23 protein-coding genes are annotated in these 21,859 nt (G+C 65.8%); 11 read left to right on the top strand and 12 right to left on the bottom strand.

The genetic code is table 11. The features are described from left to right. Nucleotides 1-565 precede the first annotated feature (565 nt). The 3 genes from VFQ05_03645 to VFQ05_03635 all read left to right on the top strand — a co-directional run bounded on the left by VFQ05_03645 (nucleotide 566) and on the right by VFQ05_03635 (nucleotide 2,411). Nucleotides 566-1,321, top strand: a complete 756-nt coding sequence (locus VFQ05_03645; GenBank protein ID HET9325843.1) for an OmpA family protein — start codon at nucleotides 566-568, stop codon at nucleotides 1,319-1,321. Between the two features lie 108 nt (nucleotides 1,322-1,429). Next, nucleotides 1,430-2,050: a hypothetical protein gene (locus VFQ05_03640; protein HET9325842.1), complete on the top strand. Its 621-nt coding sequence runs from the start codon at nucleotides 1,430-1,432 to the stop codon at nucleotides 2,048-2,050. A gap of 100 nt (nucleotides 2,051-2,150) precedes the next feature. Next, the gene (locus tag VFQ05_03635; protein HET9325841.1) at nucleotides 2,151-2,411 is read left to right on the top strand and encodes a hypothetical protein; all 261 of its coding nucleotides are present in this window, start codon (nucleotides 2,151-2,153) and stop codon (nucleotides 2,409-2,411) included. 23 nt (nucleotides 2,412-2,434) lie between these two features. Here VFQ05_03635 and VFQ05_03630 read toward each other — a convergent pair whose 3' ends face one another. The 6 genes from VFQ05_03630 to VFQ05_03605 form a co-directional block, all read right to left on the bottom strand. After that, nucleotides 2,435-4,153 (bottom strand): mechanosensitive ion channel family protein, encoded by a 1,719-nt coding sequence (locus VFQ05_03630; protein HET9325840.1) that lies wholly within the window; start codon nucleotides 4,151-4,153, stop codon nucleotides 2,435-2,437. Nucleotides 4,154-4,488: 335 nt separating this feature from the next. Continuing rightward, nucleotides 4,489-4,830 carry a hypothetical protein gene (locus VFQ05_03625; protein ID HET9325839.1) on the bottom strand — a complete coding sequence of 114 codons (342 nt, stop codon included), beginning with the start codon at nucleotides 4,828-4,830 and terminating at the stop codon, nucleotides 4,489-4,491. Between the two features lie 199 nt (nucleotides 4,831-5,029). Further along, a complete protein-coding gene (locus tag VFQ05_03620) occupies nucleotides 5,030-5,911 on the bottom strand; it encodes a bile acid:sodium symporter (GenBank protein HET9325838.1) in 882 nt (293 codons plus the stop codon). 336 nt (nucleotides 5,912-6,247) lie between these two features. Beyond that, complete coding sequence (locus VFQ05_03615; GenBank protein HET9325837.1) at nucleotides 6,248-7,423, bottom strand: hypothetical protein; 1,176 nt, start codon at nucleotides 7,421-7,423, stop codon at nucleotides 6,248-6,250. A 153-nt stretch (nucleotides 7,424-7,576) separates the two neighbouring features. Beyond that, nucleotides 7,577-8,092 (bottom strand): hypothetical protein, encoded by a 516-nt coding sequence (locus VFQ05_03610; protein HET9325836.1) that lies wholly within the window; start codon nucleotides 8,090-8,092, stop codon nucleotides 7,577-7,579. A 106-nt stretch (nucleotides 8,093-8,198) separates the two neighbouring features. Beyond that, nucleotides 8,199-8,843, bottom strand: a complete 645-nt coding sequence (locus VFQ05_03605; protein HET9325835.1) for a hypothetical protein — start codon at nucleotides 8,841-8,843, stop codon at nucleotides 8,199-8,201. Between the two features lie 372 nt (nucleotides 8,844-9,215). Here VFQ05_03605 and VFQ05_03600 point away from each other — a divergent pair, with 372 nt between their 5' ends. Then, nucleotides 9,216-9,902 carry an outer membrane beta-barrel protein gene (locus tag VFQ05_03600; protein HET9325834.1) on the top strand — a complete coding sequence of 229 codons (687 nt, stop codon included), beginning with the start codon at nucleotides 9,216-9,218 and terminating at the stop codon, nucleotides 9,900-9,902. An 18-nt stretch (nucleotides 9,903-9,920) separates the two neighbouring features. On the opposite strand, the gene VFQ05_03595 is transcribed toward VFQ05_03600, so the two are convergent. Then, nucleotides 9,921-11,141 carry a hypothetical protein gene (locus VFQ05_03595; GenBank protein ID HET9325833.1) on the bottom strand — a complete coding sequence of 407 codons (1,221 nt, stop codon included), beginning with the start codon at nucleotides 11,139-11,141 and terminating at the stop codon, nucleotides 9,921-9,923. Between the two features lie 53 nt (nucleotides 11,142-11,194). Continuing rightward, nucleotides 11,195-14,152 (bottom strand): DUF748 domain-containing protein, encoded by a 2,958-nt coding sequence (locus tag VFQ05_03590; protein HET9325832.1) that lies wholly within the window; start codon nucleotides 14,150-14,152, stop codon nucleotides 11,195-11,197. A gap of 245 nt (nucleotides 14,153-14,397) precedes the next feature. Here VFQ05_03590 and VFQ05_03585 point away from each other — a divergent pair, with 245 nt between their 5' ends. Next, nucleotides 14,398-14,901: a hypothetical protein gene (locus VFQ05_03585; GenBank protein ID HET9325831.1), complete on the top strand. Its 504-nt coding sequence runs from the start codon at nucleotides 14,398-14,400 to the stop codon at nucleotides 14,899-14,901. A 79-nt stretch (nucleotides 14,902-14,980) separates the two neighbouring features. On the opposite strand, the gene VFQ05_03580 is transcribed toward VFQ05_03585, so the two are convergent. Both VFQ05_03580 and VFQ05_03575 read right to left on the bottom strand, forming a co-directional pair. Beyond that, nucleotides 14,981-15,454 carry a hypothetical protein gene (locus VFQ05_03580; protein ID HET9325830.1) on the bottom strand — a complete coding sequence of 158 codons (474 nt, stop codon included), beginning with the start codon at nucleotides 15,452-15,454 and terminating at the stop codon, nucleotides 14,981-14,983. Nucleotides 15,455-15,470: 16 nt separating this feature from the next. Further along, on the bottom strand, nucleotides 15,471-15,734 hold the full coding sequence (locus VFQ05_03575) for a LysM peptidoglycan-binding domain-containing protein (protein ID HET9325829.1): 264 nt from the start codon (nucleotides 15,732-15,734) through the stop codon (nucleotides 15,471-15,473). Nucleotides 15,735-16,128: 394 nt separating this feature from the next. On the opposite strand from VFQ05_03575, the gene VFQ05_03570 reads away from it, so the two are divergent. Both VFQ05_03570 and VFQ05_03565 read left to right on the top strand, forming a co-directional pair. Beyond that, nucleotides 16,129-17,100, top strand: coding sequence for a Xaa-Pro aminopeptidase (locus tag VFQ05_03570; protein HET9325828.1), 972 nt, complete (start codon nucleotides 16,129-16,131; stop codon nucleotides 17,098-17,100). A 151-nt stretch (nucleotides 17,101-17,251) separates the two neighbouring features. After that, on the top strand, nucleotides 17,252-17,809 hold the full coding sequence (locus tag VFQ05_03565) for a hypothetical protein (GenBank protein HET9325827.1): 558 nt from the start codon (nucleotides 17,252-17,254) through the stop codon (nucleotides 17,807-17,809). On the opposite strand, the gene VFQ05_03560 is transcribed toward VFQ05_03565, so the two are convergent. Continuing rightward, entirely contained in the window at nucleotides 17,806-18,780 is a 975-nt protein-coding gene (locus tag VFQ05_03560) for a hypothetical protein (protein ID HET9325826.1), read from the bottom strand. The genes VFQ05_03565 and VFQ05_03560 overlap by 4 nt on opposite strands. Nucleotides 18,781-18,853: 73 nt before the next feature. Here VFQ05_03560 and VFQ05_03555 point away from each other — a divergent pair, with 73 nt between their 5' ends. The 3 genes from VFQ05_03555 to VFQ05_03545 all read left to right on the top strand — a co-directional run bounded on the left by VFQ05_03555 (nucleotide 18,854) and on the right by VFQ05_03545 (nucleotide 20,217). After that, entirely contained in the window at nucleotides 18,854-19,090 is a 237-nt protein-coding gene (locus VFQ05_03555; GenBank protein ID HET9325825.1) for a hypothetical protein, read from the top strand. 90 nt (nucleotides 19,091-19,180) lie between these two features. Then, nucleotides 19,181-19,420 carry a hypothetical protein gene (locus VFQ05_03550; protein HET9325824.1) on the top strand — a complete coding sequence of 80 codons (240 nt, stop codon included), beginning with the start codon at nucleotides 19,181-19,183 and terminating at the stop codon, nucleotides 19,418-19,420. Then, nucleotides 19,417-20,217 (top strand): arylamine N-acetyltransferase, encoded by an 801-nt coding sequence (locus VFQ05_03545; GenBank protein HET9325823.1) that lies wholly within the window; start codon nucleotides 19,417-19,419, stop codon nucleotides 20,215-20,217. The genes VFQ05_03550 and VFQ05_03545 overlap by 4 nt, the downstream gene beginning before the upstream one ends. Before the next feature lie 8 nt (nucleotides 20,218-20,225). On the opposite strand, the gene VFQ05_03540 is transcribed toward VFQ05_03545, so the two are convergent. After that, on the bottom strand, nucleotides 20,226-21,077 hold the full coding sequence (locus VFQ05_03540; protein ID HET9325822.1) for a hypothetical protein: 852 nt from the start codon (nucleotides 21,075-21,077) through the stop codon (nucleotides 20,226-20,228). 79 nt (nucleotides 21,078-21,156) lie between these two features. Here VFQ05_03540 and VFQ05_03535 point away from each other — a divergent pair, with 79 nt between their 5' ends. Then, nucleotides 21,157-21,858 carry a DUF480 domain-containing protein gene (locus tag VFQ05_03535; protein HET9325821.1) on the top strand — a complete coding sequence of 234 codons (702 nt, stop codon included), beginning with the start codon at nucleotides 21,157-21,159 and terminating at the stop codon, nucleotides 21,856-21,858. The last annotated feature ends 1 nt before the right edge of the window (nucleotide 21,859 follow it).

Genomic DNA, 21,859 nt, shown 5'->3' with positions numbered 1-21,859 from the left:
ACAAGCTGAACCCGTCGGTCACGGATCTCGTGGATGCGCAGGACGCTCTGGCCGGAGCCCAGGCCGGGATTCCCCTCGAGAGCCTGCCCCGTCACAGCAACCGGCGGTGGCAATTCCATCTCGCGATCGGCACCAGCTACTGAGGAGGTCTCCGGGACATAGCCCAAGTCACGCATCGGCTAGGTTTTATTGCGTCTCTCCATGCTGGACCGTGAAGGCAGCGGGCATTATCATGCCCGGCGTGTGGCGCATGAGGGAGCGGCTCGATGAGCCGCGAACGGCCCGACACCTCTGAACGACCTCTCACCCTTCGGTTCCGCACACGCCGGCCGTTCGTCCGGCGGGCCGCCGTCCATGGATGGCCGCGGCACCCTCCTCAGCATTCTCACGGATGGTGCAATAGGACGTTTCTCGACCGCGGTCGGGGCGTCGTGGTCCTTCGTTGCGAAGCCAACGAATCGATGCCGCGAGGCGGGTGATGAGCAGCCGGGCTCACGCCTGGGTCGACTCGATGATCGAAGTGAGTTTCCAACGGTGGCCTCAACCCGAGGAGGACGAGATGGAAATGAGATCTCGCTGGTGGGGCGGCGTCGTGAGGGGTGCGCTCACGCTCATGACGGGAACCGCGCTGTTGACGGGATGCGGCGTCTCGAAGGCCAAGTACCTGGACATGACCAAGAGCCGGGACGAGCTCTCGGCCAAGAACACCGAGCTGCAGAGCAGCCTCGAACAGGCGAACAAGGACAAGGCCCAGCTCGAAGCCGACAAGGCCGCGCTCGACGTTCAGGTCAAAGAGGCGCAGGCCGTGGCCGCCGAGAAGGCCAAAGCGGCCGACGAGATGAAGGGCACCTATGAGTCGATGATCGGCAACCTGAAGGAGGAGCTGAGCAGCGGCAAGATCGAGATCGAGCGGGTTCGCGACGGCATCAGCGTGAACATGGCGCAGGACATTCTCTTCAAGTCCGGCTCCGCGGAACTGGACAAGACGGGACGTGAGCTGCTGGTCCAGGTCGCCGAGAACGTGAAGGCGAACCCCTATCAAATCGTCGTCACGGGCCACACCGACAACCAGAAGATCGGCGCGTCACTCGCCAAGAAGTATCCGACCAACTGGGAGCTGGGAGGCGCCCGCGCCGCCCAGATCGTGCGCGTGTTCGAGCAGACCGGCATCGCCAAGGAACGGCTGTCTGCGGTATCGTTCGCCGACAGTCGGCCGCGGCAGGGGAACGACACGCCGGAAGGCCGCGACAAGAATCGCAGAATCGAGATCAAGCTGGTGCCGCCCCTCAATCAGCAGACGGCGGAAGGCAGTACGAACTGAGCGTGGCGCTCGAGAGCCGGTGAGCCGATCGCGAGTCGCACGCGATCGGTCCCGGCTCTCGGGCGATGAATGGACTGGGAACTCGTCGATCACACACCGGAGGCACGAATGCGCTGGACGATGGTGACGTTGGTTACTGCGGTCCTGATTGGTTCGGCTGGCGTCGCGCGCGCCCAGGGCGGCGGCGGGATCGAGATCACGCCCACGATCGGTTATCGCTGGGGCGGAGGCATGAACTCGCTCGTCGGCATCCGTGACTTCGACACGGAAGACACCTACAGCTACGGGGCGTCGCTGGGAACGCCGACTCCCGGGAACAGCTCGGTCTCCGTCAATTGGATGCACTTCGAAGGCAACATCGACGCCGTGCTCGAAAACGGCACCAGGATTTCGGGCGGACCGCTCAAGCGTGACGACATCATGCTCAACGGCACCTGGTACGCCTACCGCTCGGGCTACACGAAGCCGTTCTTCACGCTCGGCCTCGGCGCGTCGATCTTCTCGAGCCAGCGCACGGAGACGATCGGAAAGTTCGCCTGGAACATGGGCGTCGGCATTCGCCGCGACATGAACGAGAACATCGGGCTCAAGATCCAGGGCGTCTGGATCCCGGCCTGGTTCACCACCGGCTCCGGCGTGTGGTGCGATCCGTTCTACTGCTACGGGGTCGGAACCGGCGAGTACTACGATCAGTTCGAGCTTTCGGCGGGACTGATCCTCACCCTCTGAGGCGGGTCAACCTGACGTCGCGACCGGGCAGGAGCCGTCCTGCCCGGCAATCGACCATCGGCGGTGGACGGAGCCGGCTTCCTCACCGGAGGGCCTGACCATGTCGGCGAGAATGTTCGCGACACTCCTCCTGTTCGTGCTCAGCGAAGCGGTCGGTGTGGCGCTCGGCGAGTGGTTCTTCCAGCTCTTCCTCAAGGCCGTCCCGCCGGTGGCGCTCAGCGATTTCAACACTCAGTCCTCCCGCATCGCCCACTGGATGTACGGCGGAGGGGTCGGCGTCGTGCTCTTCATCTGGGCGCTGCTCGGCATGGTGGTGGGCAAGATCGGGCGTTCGTCGTCCAAGGCGGTCGATAAGGCCTGAGCCATCACCCTCCGGGGGCGCCTTCACGACTCCACCGTCCCAGTGGTCCTCACGGCGACCGTCGGAGCGGACGTTCCTCTGCCGGCCTTGAGGTGGACCTCGCGCTGCGGCGCCGGGATCGAGATCCCCTCCTGGTCGAAGCGCAGCTTCACCGCCCGGGTGATCCCCCAGTAGACCTCCCAGTAGTGCTGCTTCTGCGTCCACACCCGGACCACGAAGTTGACCGAGGAGTCGGCCAGCTGGTGCAGGCGGATGACAGCAACCGGCTCCTTCAGCACCTGCGGCTGCGAAGCGACGATCTCTTCGAGCACGCGCTCCGCCTGGCCGATGTCATCCGCATAGCCGATGCCGAAGACCAGATCGACACGGCGGTTCGGCTGGGTCGTCTGGTTCCTGATGACACCGCTCATGACGGTGCTGTTCGGGATGATGATCGTCTGGTTGTCGCCGGTGAGGATGGTGGTGGACATCAGGTTCATGTGCTTCACGACGCCGGTGACGCCGGCGACCTCGATGTCGTCGCCCAGATCGAAGGTTCGGTTGCCCAGGATCATGCCCCCGGCCGCAAAGTTGGAGAGCGTGCTCTGCATGGCGAAGCCGATGACCACACCGGCCACGCCGAAGCCTGCCAGCAGGGGACCGACCTGGACGCCAAGCTGGGTGAGGATCACCACGACCCCGATCAGCATCACCAGGGTCCCCGCGAGGCCCACGATCGTGCCTCGCAATAGTCCGGAGAAGCGAGCGTAGCCGACCGCTCGCCGCACCACGCGCCGCGCCAGGCGCGCCAGCGTCCGAAACGCGAGAAAAGTGACCGTGATCAACGCCGCCTGGAAGATCCACTGCGGCGCTTTCGAGGCGAGGAGGTCGAGGAGCTGCAGTCCCTGCGCCCGCAAGACGCCGAGCAGGACCCGCCACTTGAAGATGTCCGCGGTGAGTTTCCCCGTGGCGCCGATGTAGCCGACCCGAAGCGCCTGGGTGTCCAGGTCCAGGCGATCCATGAGCAGAATCCCCGTCAGCAGAGCCTGGCTCGAACGCTTGAGCCTCTCGTCGGCCGCTTCCAACGCGTAGCGAAGTTCCGCGTTATCGGCATCCTGGGAGAGCCGGGCCAGCGCGTTGGCCCGCGCGCGGCCCGCGAGCTGAACTCTCGTGAGCTGGGCCGCGGCTGCGGACGGCAGACCCTGGACCAGAAACTGACGCGGACCGGCGACGTCGACTCCGATCCTCTCCAGCGCCACGACTTCGTCGACGAGAGACTCGTACGCCTGCAACAGCCGATCGACCCGCCCGCTGATCTCGCCTTCGAGCTCCACCCGCTCGGAGCCCGTCACTCCGTCGCTCGACCGGCTGAGCACCACGATCGTCTGCATCCGCCGCTGGAGCTGGGTGCGGTAGCGAGGCCATTCCTCACGGAGCCACCCGTCCAGGAGGCTTCGTGAAGCGGCCACGTCCGCGCCGCCCTGCTGCTCGTCCTGGATCCTCTCGACGATGGACAGCACACCGGCGTGAACTTCCTGCCTCCGTTGCGCAATCGACTCTTCGAGGAACTCTCGCGTGGCGCCGGTAGCGCTGTCGGCGAGCGCGCTCAGGGAGTCCCGGACCTGAGACGACGCTCGGAGGTCTTCCACCTGCGCGGCAACTTCCTCTGAAGGACTTGCAGCGTCCCGCGCTTGAGCGGTCACGAGAATCGAGTGCATGGATGAGAACAGAACGATCAGACCGATCGATGCCAACCGAAGCATGGCAATCCTCCTCGCGGCTCGCGAGCACCAGACAAAGTTAATTCGCGGGATGGTCGGCGGTCCTGATCGACCCTCGTGGGCCGCCGTTACTCGAAGGGAAAGACTCTCTTCCACTCTCTCTTCATATCGACGCTCGTCCCACCCAGACGCCGCCGCCTGATCGAGCGCCCGGTCAAGGCGACCGATGTGGGATTGGCGGTCGTAGCGCCGTTCCCGTCCGCCGTCGGTGTGAGGGACGAGAAGCGCCATGCGAGGACCATCGCCTGCGGCCGTCCATTCACGAACTGCACGTCCTAGAGCTTCATCAACGGCGGGTCAAATGGAATCGATCCGAATCACGGGAAACGCTTGCTCGACAGGATCACGTCGATGTCGTCCGGTGGCAGTGAGCCGCTGGGCGGACTGCTATGCGGACCCGCGCCGCGAGTGATCACCGGCACGGAGTCGGCGCTCGCCGGGACGAGATGCAGCGGCGGCTCGCTCTTCGCGGTCGATACCTTCAGCCTTTCACCGAGCGGCGCCTCGTTCTGGAACACCGGCGGCTCCTTCTGAGAAGCAGTGTTCTCGGGCGTCTCGGACACCGACGAATTGCCGAACTCGAGAACGCCGATGACACCCAAACTCAGGGCGATCAACCGCCCATAACCAAGACGAGGTGCTGAGGGGAGCGGCTCCACCACAACCTCCGACGTCATCCCTGGCGACATACGTCGAAGATTTCATCCGGTGCTGCTTCGACTATTCCTGTTGAACGCCTCGCGGTCCGAGGGCTCGGTGTCTTCCTAGTTCTCTGCTTTGCTCTCGGTGTCTACGTCACTCCTTCTGTCGCGCGCGGACCTCGGACAAATCGCGCTTCAGGAAGTAATCCCGTCCTCTCTATGCTTCGCCCTGAACCGCGGGAACGCCGACCGCGGCGTCCGCGCGCTTGCGCCATTGCATGTACGGGAAGGTCACGATCGCGACCACCAGAACCGTGAGCAGCACGGCCGCGGCGAGCCCACGATGACCGTGCGCGACGATTCCCGAGAGCGCCAGCGCCACACCGGGATGCCGAGTGGCGGTGGAGAGCGCGAGCACGGTCCGGTCGCCTGGATCAGGCCCCCCGAGTAGGTGGCCCATGAGAAGGCCGACCACCGTGAACGACACGATGGCGGCAAGCGAATACTCGCCGACCAGGCCCATGATTCCCGGCCACGCGGCGGCGAACATCGGGATGACCCCCACCAGCAACAGGACGGACCCCACCCGCGACAACGGCCTGGCCAGTCGCTCCGCCAGCGCGGGCGCCATTCGCCTGACCAGAGCGCCCAGCATCAACGGCGCCAGCACGGTGATGCCGACGATCTTGAAGATCAGACCGACCGGCACGTGAATGTCACGGCCCATGACGCGAGCGATGAGCTCGATGGACGCCGGGACGGTGACGATGGCGGCGATGGCGGAAATGGTCAGCAGCCCGATGCCATAGGACACGTTGCCGCCAGCCTTCCTCTGTTTTCCCGGAAGCACCGGGGGGACTGGAGCGATGGCGAGCAGAATGAGCGCCGTCTCCACTTCCGGCCGCAGATTGAAGAGCACGGCGGTGGCTACGGCCAGCGCCGGCATGACGAAGTTCATGGCGAGCAGCGACCGGAAGAGGAGGGAGGGCTTGCGCAGCAGGTAGCTCAGATCGCCCTGATGCGCCTGGAGCGCGATGGAGAACACCGCCAGGCCCACGCTGACCTGGAGCACGATGGGAACGAGCTGCGCGAGCGTCATGGCACTCCTATCCGAAGGGCCCGATGCGGAACGACATGCTGAAGACGGTGGCGAGGCCGATGCCCAGGAGAACGATCGCGATGACGACCGGCTGGGAGCTCATGGAGGACCTCGAACCTCGTCCCTGGATGACGAAGCCCGATCCCTTCGAGCCTGGACCCGCATCGCGTTTCGCTGGGTGGCTCGCTGAGAGGCTACAAATCGTGCGAGAGGCGCGGTGGGAACATCTGAACAGTGAGCGCCTACTGCTGAGGTGTCAAGAAGATAGAGCGCGAACCCTGCGCCGCGACGAACGCGTCTGACTGTCCCGTTCTTGGATTGCCTGAGACGCGACGCTCAGGTGAGCATCTGCAGGAGCATCAGCAGGACCTCGGTGATCGGCACCTCGGTTCCGATCAGCACGATCACGGGGAGAAGCGCGGGGACGACGATGGTGCCGATCTGGACCTTTCCAATCGGGGCGAATTTCATCTGCGTCCCCATCCCATAGAGTGTCGCCACGTCGGCGGCGGGACCGATCTCGGGTGCGGACAGTATGTCGTCTTCGACCTTCTTGCCTTCCACCCAGCGCTCGTGAAGGGCGCGAACGTGCCTTCCAGCCAGCGTTCCGTACTGGAATCGCGCGCGCAGGTGGGCGCGCCTCAGCCGCGACTGGAATGAGGTGAGCGGCAAGAGGAACAGCAGGACCATGAGCCCGACCATGACCAGCAGCGGAATCTGGAACTGCTTGAGCGTCGCGCCGTGGCTCAGGATCTGGTGCGCGACCCCCGCGCACACCACGCTCGAGATGGCGAGCACGACCAGCCCGAAAGCCGCCGAATGGAACTCGAGGAATCCCAGACCACCGACACGGTCGGGGTGGGAGGGAACGAGCTGCAGCTCGAGCCTGGAGATCTTCCGCAGGAGCACCCAAGTCAGCATCAGCCTCCAAAGCCAGACGAGGAGCAGGAGCAGAAAGAGCGGGCGAACGACGAACAGCCCCCACGCCCCGCCGAAGTCGAGCGTGGTCGCGCCATCCGCCCAGGTGAGGGCGTCCGCGTCATCGTTGACCCAGACTCGACTCGCGAGCCAGGCATTGAGGCCGACCATCGCAACCATGACGATCCACACGACGCTCGAGTCACGCCACCGCTCGACCGACTTCAGCACGCCGGCGAACCGATCGCGATCCTCCGAGCGGATCAATCCGGATGGCACGAAGTTGCCGACGATCGCGCCGATCACCCAGTTGGCGAGCGGTTCGGAGAGGATCATCAACGGGATCGCCAGCAGGCAGCGCACGTGGACACCCAGGTGGCGAAGGATGGGGTCGCTCCGGTCCGACTGGAGATAGCCGCTCATGGCGGCCCAGACCATGATCGGAACCCAGGAGATCAAGATGAAGCCGACGGAGCGGCGGATGGCCCCGAAGCCTTTGGGAGGCGCGAATCGTACGGCTCGCTGCAGCCTCAGCAGCGGATCCTCGACCAGCGAGAAGACGGGCACCGCTGCATCCACGAACCGTGCGCTCAAAGGAACCTCCGAGCCCCTACGGGTATGCGAGGACGAGCCGGCGCGACGGTAGTCGTGGGCCGCGGGAATGGCAAGGCCGGCAGACGGAGGTTCCCCTGCAAACGAGCGAGCCACCGCGCTCAGGCGGTGGCTCGCTCGTGCATCCGCTCTGGATTACTCCTGCTTCGTCGTCGTCGCCGCCGACTTCTCCATCAGCGGCAGATTGGCTCCGACCTGGACGTCCATCAGCGCCGCAATGAGATGCTCGACCTGGACCAACCGAGCCGCGTCGGTCGGACCGAGGACCTTCTCGAAGTTCTTGTAGTGCTTCTGGAGGAGGTCGACTCGCTTCTTCTGAAGATCGAGCGCCGACTTCACGAGAGTCTTCGCCTTTTCATCGGTCATCTTGTCGAAGTTCTCGGCGTAGTCCTTGATCAAGGCCAGCCGCTGATCGCCGATCTTGTCGAGCTCCGCCTGGTACGTCCGGTAAACCGGCCAGAACGCGTCCGCCTTGGCGCCTTCGACGTGAATCGCTTCCTTGACCAGCTCCATCTTGCCGGTCTTGAGATCGGACCTCAGCAGCTCGATCTCGGACTCGAGGCTGTCGGCCCCACTCGTCACGGGAACGACCGACGCCAGGCCAGCCATCAACAGCACCGCCGCCAGCATGCCGAACACAGGTTTCTTCATGACCTGCTCCTTGTGGTTGAAGTTTGAATAAATCGTGAAACCTAAGGCGCTTTGCCGGCGGCCGTCTTGATCGCGAGCAGTCCTGGCGGAGAGGGGCGCCGACCGCTCACTTCCTGCGAGGCACCACCTTGTGCTTCTCCATGTCCATCACGATCGTATCGATGAACGGCTTGATCTGGGTCTCGGGAGCTTCGCCGGCGCTGATGGTCGTCTGGGTCAGTCCGGACCAGGCGAGCTTGTCGTTCGTCACGTCGTAGAGGTTGGTCTCCAGGCGGAAGACCTTGTTCTCCTCGGTGTATCCGGGCGTCGACATGTAGCTGTAGCCCATCGAGTAGTAGCCGTACCAGCCACCGTAGTAGGCGGAGGGCGCCGCGACCGCGGAGTAGGTCGGCGGGTAGTAGGTCTGATAGGTCTCCTGATCGATCAGGCGCGTGACGATGACGGCGTCGACGCCGAGCTCCTTGAGCTTCGCGACGGCAGCATCCTTGTCGAGCTGGCCTTCGCCCGCGAAGGAGTAGCTGGTGACGGGCGTGATCCCGCGCGACTGCAGCTCCTGGGCGAACGTGTCCTCGTAAATGCGCCGGGCGGACGTCTTCGGCGTGACGCCGACGACGGCGATCTTCTTGAAGCTGCGGTTCGCGGCCGTCGGATCGGTCCAGGAGTTCGTGAGCTCGGTGCTCGCCGTGCATGAGGCCAGCCAGGCGAGGGAGAAGACGGCCAGAGAGAGGCGAACGGACGAACGGAGCTTCATGGATTCCCCTTGGTTCGCAGAGATCTGGGTGGGTTGTCGTGCGCGCGGCAGGGTCACCCGCCAAGCCTCGCGCTTGTCAAGGCAGCAGGGCACGGGCCCCGCCTTGTGAGCCTATTCGCAGCGGGATATTGGGCTCCGGACGGGCCAGAAAGCAAATGTTTCCCGACAGCGGGCGCGATGGGTCCAAAAACGAGATGAGGCATGGAGTCCGGGAGCGCCGACGAACGCGGATCGAGGAGCGACGGGCGCGCGCCCGGAGTGTTTGACACACTCTGCGCCCCGCCTTAGCGTGCGGCCTCTCAATCGGTGACGCTTGGCCGTTCGGAATGCCTCTCACTCCGGTCGGATCGGAAATCAACCGCGGGGGATTCGATGTCATCGCTCAAATCCGCACGGGTGGTCCTGGCTGCCGCGACCGCCGCACTCTTCGCCGGCGTCTCCGTCGCCTCGGCTCAGGCCAGGCTCGAAATCACGCCCTTCGCCGGTTATTACATCGCCAGCGATCTCTACAACGCCTATTCGACCACTGGGAACAGCAACGTCGAGCTGACCAACTCCGGTCTCTGGGGCGTGAAGCTTTCAGCCACCGGCTTCCGCGGCGGAATCGAGTTCTCCTACACGCGGACGGGCTCCGACGTCCACGTCGACCGCACGCTCAGCGGGCAGCCGCGTCAGGAATTCGGTCGCGTCGACATCGACAGCTACGACATCAACTTCCTCGGTTACCAGCCCTCGGGCAATCCGCGTGTGACGCCGATCGGCATCGTGGGTTTCGGATGGTCGGTCACGCATCCGCAAATCGACACGGACTTCAACCTCGGCACCGGCCCGCAGCCCGAGTCCCACACGCTCTTCAACTTCAACTTCGGTCTCGGGGTGAAGGTGGCGATGAGCGAGAGGCTCAGCACTCGGATCGAGGGTCGCTGGCGGGTCACCGACACCCACCTCACCACGGACAGCGGCTTCTGGTGCGACCCGTGGGGCTATTGCTACAACTACTCCTCGGACTGGTACAACAGCGGCGAGCTTCTGGCGGGCTTCAGCTTCGCGATCCGGTAGCAGGCGCCACGAGCCGGATCAGAAGACTTCCTGCAGGCCGAAGAAGAAGCGCGTCGTGTCGTCCTGGCCGCGCGCCGCGTCGACCGACAGGTTGGTGTTGGTCTTCTTGTTGAATTTCACCCGGATCCCGAGCCCGAAGCCGGGATCGGGAGTTCCGAAGGGACCGCCCGACGAGTTGGTGGACGCGGTCATGTTCATGAATGCCACGCCTCCGAACATGTCGTCGCGCGTGAACCGCCTGCGGTACTCGAACTCGAGGTAGACCATGTTCGCGCTGCGAATGCGGCCCTGAAGGTAGCCGCGGCCGCTTCGACCGTAGGTATCCCAGCCGATGGCGGGAAGATCCAGATACGGCCCCCGGCCGAACGTGAACCAGTAGTAGTTCCAGATGGCGAGCACGTCGCGCCCGCGCGGAAGATGGACGTAGGTGCGGAAGTCGCTCCACAGAGTCTGGCGGTCCTCGTCGCTTCCCAGCTCACGGAGATCGAAGCGAAGGCTCGCGTTCCAGAAGACTCCCCGGCCGGCATTGATCGCATTGTCGCGGGTGTCGATGAGGACGTTGCCGGAGACCGCCGAGGACTGTGAGCGGGAGGGCAGCCCGCCGCTGTAGACCAGGTAAGGGGTCGTCTCGCCAGCCTCGGCGCGCTCGTCGTGGATCTCGTCGTAGCGATCGAAGTGGTACCCGAGCCCGACGTAAATGGGCGTTTGCTTGACGCGCTTGAGCACCGTCTCGTGGAGCCGGTAGAGGACGAACTCCATCGGATACGAGCTTTGCCCGGGATGCGCGGATCCGAGTCCGAAGGTCGGCTGGCTGGTGTCCAGGTAGCGCCAGTCGCCTTTCAGCGCCCATGCGTTGTCGGGCAGGTAGAAGTCCGACTTGAGGTGCACGCTGATCTGCTCGGTCGTGGAATAGCTCGCGCCCGCGCTGCCGGCCGAGAGGTTCGTGGTCAAAGGATCGCCGAGCCAGCCTCCGATCGCCACCGAGGCGCCGATGAACGCGCCATAGGACGGGTTGTAACCGATGCTCGGAAGGATCGTCAGCGAGAGCCCGGGCTTCAGCTCTCTCGCGACCTCGGTCCTCACCGGCAGGCCGAACCATGATCGGAGCACGTCGGTGATGTCCCGAAGCGCCGCGGAATCCGGCGGCGCCGGCGTGGAATCCTGCGCCCAGGCCGGCGCGGTGCAGTGGCCGGCCAGCGCGAGAGCCAGGACGAGGCACGAGCGGCTCGGGAACGGCACGCGCGCACGATACGTGGGACACGAAGCGCCCGCAACGGGCCTGGCCCCGCGACTCAATCGGTGAGGTCGAGCTGGCAGGCGACCTGCTCGTGCGCGGAGTGGTTGCCGACCGCGGCGCCCTTGATGAAGACGCGCTCCTCCGACAATCCCCTCACCTCGACCAGCTGACGCTTGAGCGCTTCGGCGCGCCCGACGGCGAGCCGCTCGAGGTCGGCTGGAGCGATCACCGTGCCGGCCAGCAAGCGCGACTCCATGGTGCGGACGGCGTCCTCCGTCAACGAGCGCCGGGAGGACGGCCAGGTCGGCCGGTCGGGCGTTCTTCCCGACAACGCCAGCTTCGCGATGCGACGCAGGTCGCCGCTCGAGCATTCGGGATGGGGAAGCGTCTTGCCGAGCGAGTCTTTGCCGAACGCACGAAGGTAGAGCTTGGCGATCGCCCGCTCCCGCTCTCCCGGCGGGATCGGAGCATCGACCGCGCGTTCCGGCTCGGCCACGCCCGCGGCGAAGAACTCGGAACGCCGCTGCCGTGCGATCTGAGTCTCGAGACCGCTGCGCGCGAGGCCTCCGCGATCGACGATGGAGTCGGCGGCGCCGGTCACGTAGATCCGCAGCTCGGGGCGCTCGCCGAGCGCCTCGACCAGCTTGCCCACTTTGGTGGCCTGGTCGGCGGAGAGCGTATCGACGCCCGGCGCGAACGCGATGACCCCAAGGGTCTCGTCGCCTCCGCCGGGAACCAGCTTGCCGAGCAGCGCGAACGGCGACATCGCCAGACGCGTCACCAGGTTGACCAGGGCCTGCAGGATGACCCGGCCGATGCCGAAGTGCGGGTCGTCGAGGTCTCCCTCGACCGGGACGTCGAGCGCGATGCGGCCATGGCGATCCCTCAGCAGCGCGAGCGCCAGGCCGACCGGCAGCCGGGTGGCATCCTTGCTCCCGGACTTCTGGCCGAGCGTGAACTGGTCGAGCTTCGCGTCGTTCTGCCCCTTGAGGTGACGGTCGGCGATCCGGTAGTCGAGATCGAGACTCATCTGGCCGCGGTCGACGAAACGACCCAGGTACTTGCCGATGTAGGGGGTGAGCGCGGTCATCTCGTAGCTCGAGAGCGAGAACGTGAACACCCCATAGGGCTCCTTGTCCGCGGGCCGCAGCCGTGCGTCGACCTTGATGGGCGCCGTGCCGTCGGCCTTGCCGGCGAGAACGAAGTGCGCTTCGTCCTTGGGGTCCGACGACAATCCGAGCAGCTCTCCGCTGATGCGCTCCACCCGGGTCACGTAGGGAGGCGCCACGGTGTGGTCCACGAAGCGCATTCTTCCGTTCTTGATTCCGATTCGGTCGATGCGGAACGGCACCGCCTTGGTCACCGTGCCCTTGGCCGGCGGCACGAGCGACGGAAAGATGCGGAACAGGTTGAGCGACGCGTCGGAGCCCAGCGCCACGGTCGCCGAGGGCCGGGCGAGCGCGAGCGACTTCATCCGGAATCGATCCGGTCCCAGATCGAGCTCCGCGCCCTTCACCACGGCCTCGGCCACCCGAAGGAAGTCGTCGCCCGAGGCCGAATCCGCGGCCGCCAGCTCGCGCACGCGTCCGTCGGCGCGCAGCGAGAACGTGAGCCGTCCATCCTGCGTGGCGCCGGCTTTCAGCCGGCCAACGAGGTCGGCGTTGCCGCGCACGATGTCGAGCCGGATGAAGGTATCGAGGTAGGCCTGCACCGGGCGGAGCGGCACGGCTTGCGCGCGCACGCCCAGGTCCACGAACGTCGGAAACAGGCTCGCATGGCCTTCTGCTTCCAGCGTGCCCGACTCTTCGACCCGCGCCCGCGCGCGAATGGCTCCGCTCAGCTCGCGGCCGCTGTCGAGCCCGCGGGTCTCGAAGCCCATCTGATCGAAGCTCAAGGTGGGAGGAGGCCATTGCGTGCTGTCCGTGAACGACACCGCCACGTTCGAGACGTCGAATCGGTCGAGCGTCACCCGCCAGGGCGGAGGCGGTCCGGCCTTCGCCGGCTCGGCTCTGGTGCGCGGCTCGAACAGGCGAGCCAGGCTGAACACGGTGTCCGGCGAGAGCGAGGTGACGAGCCGCGCGCCCTCGGCGTGGACTCGCGACAGCGAGGCTTTGAGCCTCGCGAAATCGACACGACCACCTTCGGCGGCCAGCGACGGCACGACCACGACGTCGCCTGCGCGTCCCGGCTCCACGATGCGGACCCCGTTGGCGCGGATCGACGCCTGGCGCAGCACGAGATTCGTGCTGTCTCCGGACGCTCGATACGTGTAGGGGACGGTGAGAGACAGGCGCCCTTCCAGCACCTCGAAGCGCAGGTCGGAGCTCATCCAGCGCCACAGCGCGCGCGCCGAGAGACTGTCGACATCGACGCGGCCTGTGGCCACGACCGGATCCACCGAGAAGGCCCCCTGCCACCGCAGCGTGCCCCCCTCGATGAGGCTGGCGGTGAAGGAGTGATCGCCGCGCTCGGTGGGAAGGGTGCTGAACCGCTCGAGCTCGAGCTGGATGGGCTCGATCGCCGTGGCAAAAGGAAGGCTGCGAGATTGGTCCTGGAACAGCAGTCTGCCGCCCTCGAGCGACACTCGCCGGATGCGAAGCGAAGGGAACTGCGCCGGTCGGGTCGCGACCCGGGCGGTATCCCGCTCCGGAAGGAACAACCGCATCCAGTCGAGCCGGCCATCGGGAAGGACGGTCAGGTGGACCTCCGGACCGACCAGCGCGATGCGGTCGAGCACGATGCCTTTGCGAACGATGGAAGTGATGGAGACGTCGAGCGTGAACTCTCTGGCCGAGAGCAGCGTGTCCCGCTCGGGTCCGAGCAGCACGAAGTCGTGGATGCCCGTTGCCAGGATGAAGGGATTGACCGCCAGCCGGCCGATCGAGAGCGAGCCGCGCGTATGCTCCGATACGAACCGCTCGAGCTGGCCGCGGAAGTAGCCGGGCAGGAAGAGCGCGCCCAGGACGCCCCAAGCGACAATGACCCCGGCGGCGACGACCAATGCCGTGCGCAAGCGGTGTCGCCTCTGAGGGACGGTCATGCCTGGTGTCCGAATCTTGGAATCGAGGGGTTGGAGCGTCACTTCCGGAAGAGATGCGATGTGCGGCGCAGTATCCTCCCGCGCGGCACGCATGGGTAGAGTATCTTTCGCCCACGCGAGGACGTTCCGAGATCGGCTTCTCCCGACTGGCCGCTCGAACCCTCGATAGGGGTCCGCGCTTCAGCCCTCTCACGGACTTGGTCCCGAAGGAGACGCAGATGAAGGCCAGTGGAAGAGTCGCATGCAGCATGCTGTTCGTCGCGATCGCTCTGAGTCTCGGCGGCTGCAGCAAGTCGGCCACCAATGCGATGACGGAATCGGGCAAACCGACCACGTCCGCCGTGACGTCCGCGTTCGATGCAGGAAAGGGCTTGTTCAACTATCTGGGCGGACTGCCCGGAGTGAACCGGCTCGCGGAAGCCTTCGGGCTCAACATCTCCAAGAGCCCACTGCTGTCGAAGCTTTTCGACGCGGCGGCGCTGACGGCCACGAAGCTCGGTCTGGTGAACGAGATCGCCAAGGCCAGCGGGCTCGCGCCTCCGAACGCGGGCGTTCCCGATCTCATGACCACGCTCTCGGGGCGAGGGCTCGATCAGGCCAGCGTCGCCGAGCTGAACCAGGCGCTGTCGTCGGCCGCGGACGAGGTCAAGATGGGTGAGCCTGAGAAGACCGCGATGATGGCGCTCGTCACGCCGATCACCAACTCCGTCGCCACGAAGTAGCCGTCAACGAAAGAGCTCCGGGCGAACACCCGGAGCTTCTTTCTCTTTCCGATTCCGGCGCCGGCTGGGCGCCGCCAACCTAGCTGGATGTGACCTTGAAGTCCTTGCTCTGTACCGGGCTCCCGTCGACGGATACCTCCACCTTGTAATTGCCCGCCGGCAATCCGTTGGGCTTCGTGATGTGGAATTCGGTCGCGGCGGCTCCACTCGGTGCGATCACCTGCTCCGATTGATCGACCACCTGACCGTCCTCGAACATCCACTTCACTCCGATCCTCGCGTTCGGCGCCGATCCGCTGGTGACGACCGACGCGTAGATCGTGTCGTTCGGCTTGAACACGTCCACGTGCTCCGTCACCTTCTTCTCGGCGTCGACATTGCGGCCGAGATCGACAGCCACCACCGAAACGGGGGTCATCGTCCCTTCGACCGTGGTCCCCGGCTCCGTGGTCGTCGTGGTCGTCGATGTGGTCTCGGTCTTCTTGGTACAGGCCGGGGCCACGACCAGCAGCAGGCCGAGGGCCGGCAACCACCATCTCGTCATTCGTGACATGGGATGTCCTCCTTGATCAGGCCTCCGGGATCGTGAAGGTCTGTCCCGGATAGATGAGGTCCGGGTCCTTGATGAGATCGCGATTGGCTTCGTAGATCAGTCGCCACTTGGCCGCGGTGCCATAGAACTGCTCGGCGATGCGGGAGAGGGTATCGCCCTTCTGCACCGTGTAGCTGCGGGGCGACGCCGGCCTCGTCCGCTTCGCGGGATCCGTGGTGGATCCTCCCGAACGTACGTTTCCGAAATCCGGCTTTTCCTTTTTCCGGTCGAAGATTCCCATTCCTTGTCCTCGGTCCTGGAGTATTCGCGGACGCGTCGCGAATGCGATCCGACCGGCTCGCTGGCGGTCACGGCCGAGAGACACGAAGCCCCTCACCGCCCGTAAGCCAAGACCGGCCCGACCCCCTTCGGGCAAGCACCGGGCCAGCCACACCGGGAAACCCACCGCTCACGGGGCCCGCGTCCTGTCACGCTTCCCGAATCGCACCCCGACGTCAGCCGGTCCATTTTGGACCCCAATGTTCCACGCCTCTGTAATTCGTTCTCTGTAATTCGTTCCTAAGGGATGGGGCTGCCCCCCTCGTTCGACCGGCCCATGTCCGCGCCCGTGGCCGGCTTTTCATCGGCGGTCCTTTGGGGCCGGCGCGAGCGATGGCAACACCTAGATTGCAGCCATGACGTGCTCGTGGCGACCCGACCGGCGGTGGCTGGGTGCGTTCGCCTTCCTGGCCCTTGCCGGCATTTCACCCGGCGTTCCGACCGCAGCCCAGGAGCTTCATCCGACGCTCTTCGGCGAAGGCATCTTCTCGACCGGCGCATACGACTTCTTCGTCGCGCTCAGCGCCGACCAGAAGACAGCGTATTTCTGCCGCGCCTCGGCCGACTTCGGCTACTGGACGATCCTCGAGACCCGGAAGCGCGACGGTCGCTGGACGACCCCGACCATGGCGCCATTCTCGGGCCGCTGGAGCGACGCCGACCCTCATCTGACTCTCGACGGATCGAAGCTGTTCTTCATCTCCAACCGCCCCGATTCGGGAGACTCGCCCAAGCCGAGCTGCGACATCTGGGTGGTGGAGCGATCGGGTCAGGACTGGGGACGCCCCCGGGCGCTCGGTCCCGATGTGTGCACCGACGTCACCGAGTGGTCTCCGTCGATCGCGGCCAACGGCAACCTCTACTTCGGAGCGACTCGCGAGGGAGGCAAGGGCCGGGACGACATCTGGATGTCGCGCTTCGAGAACGGCCGCTACATGCCGCCGATCAACCTCGGCGATTCGATCAACACCAAGTTCGGCGAGATCGAGCCATGGATCTCGCCGGATGAAAGCTATCTGATCTTCAGCGCGGGAGGACGAGCGGACGGCAAGGGCGGACTCGACCTCTACATCAGCTTCCGCAGGAGCGGCGTATGGTCGGGCGCCCGGGCGCTCGGACACGGCATCAACTCGGCGGCCTGGGATTTCAACCCCAGCGTCTCGCCGGACGGACGCACCTTCTATTTCACCAGCGCCCGCAGCTCGCTCGACAAGCCTCCCGCCGCCCGCATGAGCTACGAAGAGCTCACGCGACGCCTTCAGTCACCGGGCAACGGGCTCGGCGACATCTATTCCATTCCCATCGAGGCCCTGCAGATCCCGCGCTGAGTTGGCAGCGGCCTTCCATTGTTTCGCCGCGGCAAAGACTGCTTCCTCTGGCGCTGTCCATGCATTCCACGTCCCACGGGGGATCGCGAGACAGCCTTCTCCCCGATGCCGCCGTGGCATCGCGCATGGAGGCCGTTAGAGGAGGGGCACCATGAAGGTTTTGAGATGGCTTGGAGTTGCAGCCGCCGCGCTGCTCATGGTGAGCTGCGCTCCCAACGTCTATAACTCGGAGTCGCCGGATTATTCACGAGGCTATGACGCCAGAGATTTCAATGGACGGTGGGAGTTGGACACGGGGCGCGGCGACTATGGCGGCGCCTGGATGGATGAACAGGATCGATTCGGGGCGGACTGGGAAAGCGCGGATCGGACGGATCGCATGCGCTATCGCGCTTGGTTCCTCCCGGACGTGTTCCGCATCAGCGGCAGTGGTCAGGTCGTGCGCATCCAGGATGAGGGCGGCTCGCTGATCGCCGAGATTTCGCTCGAGGATGCCGGCTACCGCTATGGGGCCTACGAGGACGGTCCCTACACGAATGCGCGCTGGATCAACGACAACCGCTTCGAGGTCCAGCGGGTCGGCCGTAATGGCGGGCGCATCACCCAGTTGTTCACGCTCGAGAACCGCGATCGCCGGCTCGTGGTCTCGACCCGGGTGGAGCGCGAAGGCACGACGCGGAATTTCACGCGCGTCTACGAAAGAGCCTAGGCGGATTTCGAGACGCGCCGGGGCCCGGGCGGCAGCCCGGGCCTCTTCGCGACCGCGGCCGTCTTCAGCCAGGCTTCGACCTCGCGCGTGGCATCCGCGACCGAAACCCGGCGCTCGCGAGCTCCGTGCAGAGGAGCGCCCCAGCGCACGTCTCCCGCAGGGAAGAGTCCGTGCAGCCGCTTCACGCATTTCGCCGGGAGCAGCGGATCGCCGACCGCGTTGATCATCAGCACCGGGCGGGCGCCGACGGCGGCCGCGTGGAGCGAAGGTTCCAGCGGATGGATGAGGCGTGAGGCGAGCGCCGACAGGGGAGAGGCCAGAAAACCCGGCACGCCTTCGCGCGCCAGTCCATGGCGCAGGAGCTCGCGAATGTCCGCCGCGCCGTGCAGCAGGATCAGCGCCGCGGGACGATGGGTGAGCCGCAGCACCGACACCGCGGGTGCGACGCCGAGACTCACACCCATGAGCGCGATCCGCTCGGGCGTCACTTCGGGCGCGCCTGCCGCCGCTTCCACACCGAGCGCGAGCACGGCGGGCGAGGTCATCACCCCTCGCTGGATCGCACCCACACGGAGCACCGCCCGCCACCACGACATGCGCCGCGGCTCGCGCCACGGCCAGTCCACCGCGAGCACGTGCGTCGCCGCGTCGTCCGGGACCAGCAGGGTGGCTCGGTCTCCCGTCACCAATCCACCGAGCAGGACGACGGTCCAGGGCCGGGCCGCGCCCGGAGCCGCGGCACGCCACAAGGCGCGCAGCGTGTCGCCGCCGGCCGTCATCATGCGCCAGCGCTCGACTCGCTCGCCGAGCTCGGGCGCCGGCATGCGCTCGACTCGGACGAGATCGGCCTTGTGCTCGAGCAGCGCGTCGACGGGGTCTCCCGGAGCGGCCCACCACACCGCGATCGCCAGCGGCAGGGCGACGAGAGTGAGCCGCAGGAACAGCGAGGGAATCGGGAGATTCGGGGGCATCGGGAGCCTCGGCCGGAATCATCCCTCCGCGGGCCTCGAAGTATCCAGCGGCTTTTTGGGTTAAATTGCCGCGATGCTCATCGCCCACGGGAGGACCCTGCCGCGCGTCCGCGCCATCGTCGCGGCCGCGTGCCTCGCACTGCTGGCCGCGTGCGGTGAGAAGCCGCTCGAGCCCCTGCCGGCCGCGACCCAAGCCCCTGACTTCTCCATTCCCGACGTGAACCAGAACTCGGTCACCGCCGGCGAGCTGATCTCGCCGCGGAGCCAGCTCGGGAACATCTCGGCCTGGTACTTCGGTCACGCGACCTGAGGCTACTGCCGAGCCCAGTTCGGGCTCCTCGATCAGATGCAGCACGACTTCGACACTGTCGCGACAGCCCGCCCGGTCCGGATCCTGGGCGTGAACGAGGCGGGGCAGGAGTCGGGCAACGTCGAGGTCTGTCAGGGACGGACGCTCCCCTGGCTCCAGGACCTCCCACGCACCAACGTGTGGCATGCCTGGCACGCCAGCTGGCGCGACGTGATCATCCTCGACGAGGACAACCGGGTCATTCGCGTCTACAACCTCACCGACCATGACCTCTCGGTCAGCGCCAACTACGCGGAGCTGCGAGGCATCCTGATCGGCGCCGCCCAGTGACGGCATCGACCCGCGCGTCTGCCGATCATCTGCTCGGCCATCTGAAGCTGAACCGCGAAGCGCCGAGCCGTGGGTACCTCGATCGCATCATCCACGAGCACCAGACGCGGGTGCCTTTCGAGACGCTGACCAAGCTGATCGACTACGAGCCGGGACTTCGGCGCGGAGACTTCCTGCCGCCGTTCGATCAGTACGTGGAGCGGATCGTGACTCGCGGCGCGGGAGGGCTGTGCTGGACGCTCGCGCGTGGCCTGCACGCGCTGCTCGAGGACCTCGGATTCGAGGCCTCGTTCATGATCATGGATCCGGGCCATTGCTGCGTTCGCGTCGAGCTTCCCGAGGGGGCGTTCTACGCGGACGTGGGGTATGCCGCCCCGATCTTTCAGGCCTATCCGCTGTTCCAGTCCTTCTCGCTCGACACGCACCGGGAGAAACTGGAGTACGAAGTGCGCGGGGACACGATCCTGGTCACGCGCAATCCCGGGCCGACCAAGACGCTGGACCCGAAGCCGCGAACCCTCGCGAGCCTGCGCGATCTCATCCACGCGGCCAACGACTGGAGCGCTCCGCAGAGCTTCCTCCATCGGCTCTCCTACGGCGCCTACGTGGATGGCGTGTTCACGAGCCTCCGGAACGGAACGCTGACTCGTTATCCTCCGGGCGGCGTCGAGAAGACCGAGATTCCCGAGGACCAGGTGGCGGTGCGCTTCGCCCAGATCTTCGGGACAGACCCCACGCTCTACATCGAGGCCGCCGCGGTCCTGCGGCGCTACGGTTCGTCGATACCCACGAGCTGAAGACAGATTCAGCCGCGCAGTCCCCGGGCATCCTTCAGCAGCTCGCGGCCCTTCGCGGTCAGCCTGATCCCGTTTCTTCGATGCTGGATCAGATCCAGCTTGAAGAGCGCCCGGATAGCATGCGCCACGCGGACCTGCTCCAACCGAACCGCCTCGCTCACCGCGGCGGAGACCATTCCGGCTTCCGCCTCGATCAGCGTGTTTGCGGCCAGCTCCTCCTCGCGATCGTCCAGCGGGCGCAGCAGCCACGCGCTCCCGAAGATCTCCCCGTAGACGCCCAGGATGAACGTGGGAATCGCCGCGCCGAAGCCAAGCTTGATGTGCTCTCGATCGATGTCGTCTTCGAACGTGAGTGGATTGTCGATCACGATGGGTCCTGCCACCCATCCCAGGTAGTAATGGTCCGCGGGCTCGTAGAGACGCCCCATGAGAGCCATCGCCATCAGGACCAGAGCCACGATCGAAGCCCAGAAGAGAGTGGGCTGGCCGTTCATCCAGGACGTGCCATACACGACTCCCAGGAAGGCGCCGAAGACCAGCGCCAGGCCCAGCAGGAGACCTCCGGGATCGCGACGGGCGTTCGGCTCCTGCTTCATCAGCAAAGCGCCGAACATCATCCCGACGAAGGTGCCAATGGCCGTGAGCACGTGGCGAGGGTCGTTGCTCCAGGCGTCGTTTCTCGTATTGACGCCCCACAGGATCATGAACAGCAGAAGCGCGATCGCTGCGGTGAGCAGGGCGGGGGTGAGCAGCACACCCGAGATCGCGAAGCGGAGATAGTCCGAGCGGTCGCGCGCGTAGATCTCACGGAACCGCTCGCGGACCCGCGACTCCAGAGGGGTTACGCCGTGGGCCTCCATGGGCATGGCATCTTACCCGCAAACGGCGCCGGGGCGGTTCGTGTATCTTTCGCCGCCAACCCATTCGAAGGAACGCGCCATGAGCACCACTCCCGAATCCATGCCCGAGGCGACCACCGAACCGCGCTGGAAGCCGCTCGATGCTCCGCAGCGACGCGTGCTGGGGGTGCTGATCGAGAAAGCCAAGACCACGCCCGCCGGCTATCCGATGACCGTCAACGCCATCGTCAACGGCTGCAATCAGAAGAACAACCGCGATCCGCTGACGTCCTATGACGACTTCGACGTCGAGAAGGTGCTGAGCGAGCTCGTGACGCTGGGCGTGGTGAAGGAGATCGACTGGGTCGGCCGCGTGGCGAAGTACAAGCACCTCGCGTACGAGTGGCTCGGCGTGCGTCCGGTGGAGCTCGCGGTCCTCGGTGAGCTGTTGCTGCGCGGGCCTCAGGCGCTGGGAGAGCTGCGCGCGCGCGCGTCCCGCATGGAAGCGATCGAGGACCTCATGGCACTCAAGCCCATCGTCGAAGGTCTGGTCGAGCGCAGGCTGATGATCGAGCTGACTCCACCCGGCCGTGGCCAGATGGTCACCCACAACCTCTACCCGGCCGACGAGCTCGAGGCGCTTCGATCCCAGCGCGGCAGAACCTTCGCGCCCGCCCCCGAAGAAGCGCCCTCGCGACCCGCGCATGGGACGTCCGACCTTCGCGCCGAGATCGTGGAGCTTCGCGCCCAGATCACGGCGCTCGCCGAGCGCATCGAGCGGCTCGAGTCCCGGGACCGCTGAG

Source organism: Candidatus Eisenbacteria bacterium, from assembly GCA_035712145.1.
Classification (GTDB): domain Bacteria; phylum Eisenbacteria; class RBG-16-71-46; order RBG-16-71-46; family RBG-16-71-46; genus DASTBI01.
The sequence above is the reverse complement of the archived record's forward strand: the minus strand, read 5'-3'. Positions and strand labels throughout refer to the sequence as shown.

Bases quoted from the DNA above. Each gene is read 5' to 3' on its own strand.
- VFQ05_03565 (HET9325827.1), top strand. From the start codon at position 17,252: ATGAAGGTTTTGAGATGGCTTGGAGTTGCAGCCGCCGCGCTGCTCATG.
- VFQ05_03605 (HET9325835.1), bottom strand. From the start codon at position 8,843: ATGAAGCTCCGTTCGTCCGTTCGCCTCTCTCTGGCCGTCTTCTCCCTC.
- VFQ05_03540 (HET9325822.1), bottom strand. From the start codon at position 21,077: ATGGAGGCCCACGGCGTAACCCCTCTGGAGTCGCGGGTCCGCGAGCGG.
- VFQ05_03570 (HET9325828.1), top strand. From the start codon at position 16,129: ATGACGTGCTCGTGGCGACCCGACCGGCGGTGGCTGGGTGCGTTCGCC.
- VFQ05_03585 (HET9325831.1), top strand. From the start codon at position 14,398: ATGAAGGCCAGTGGAAGAGTCGCATGCAGCATGCTGTTCGTCGCGATC.
- VFQ05_03630 (HET9325840.1), bottom strand. From the start codon at position 4,153: ATGCTTCGGTTGGCATCGATCGGTCTGATCGTTCTGTTCTCATCCATG.
- VFQ05_03640 (HET9325842.1), top strand. From the start codon at position 1,430: ATGCGCTGGACGATGGTGACGTTGGTTACTGCGGTCCTGATTGGTTCG.
- VFQ05_03645 (HET9325843.1), top strand. From the start codon at position 566: ATGAGATCTCGCTGGTGGGGCGGCGTCGTGAGGGGTGCGCTCACGCTC.
- VFQ05_03555 (HET9325825.1), top strand. From the start codon at position 18,854: ATGCTCATCGCCCACGGGAGGACCCTGCCGCGCGTCCGCGCCATCGTC.
- VFQ05_03560 (HET9325826.1), bottom strand. From the start codon at position 18,780: ATGCCCCCGAATCTCCCGATTCCCTCGCTGTTCCTGCGGCTCACTCTC.
- VFQ05_03610 (HET9325836.1), bottom strand. From the start codon at position 8,092: ATGAAGAAACCTGTGTTCGGCATGCTGGCGGCGGTGCTGTTGATGGCT.
- VFQ05_03580 (HET9325830.1), bottom strand. From the start codon at position 15,454: ATGTCACGAATGACGAGATGGTGGTTGCCGGCCCTCGGCCTGCTGCTG.
- VFQ05_03575 (HET9325829.1), bottom strand. From the start codon at position 15,734: ATGGGAATCTTCGACCGGAAAAAGGAAAAGCCGGATTTCGGAAACGTA.
- VFQ05_03620 (HET9325838.1), bottom strand. From the start codon at position 5,911: ATGACGCTCGCGCAGCTCGTTCCCATCGTGCTCCAGGTCAGCGTGGGC.
- VFQ05_03535 (HET9325821.1), top strand. From the start codon at position 21,157: ATGAGCACCACTCCCGAATCCATGCCCGAGGCGACCACCGAACCGCGC.
- VFQ05_03635 (HET9325841.1), top strand. From the start codon at position 2,151: ATGTCGGCGAGAATGTTCGCGACACTCCTCCTGTTCGTGCTCAGCGAA.
- VFQ05_03600 (HET9325834.1), top strand. From the start codon at position 9,216: ATGTCATCGCTCAAATCCGCACGGGTGGTCCTGGCTGCCGCGACCGCC.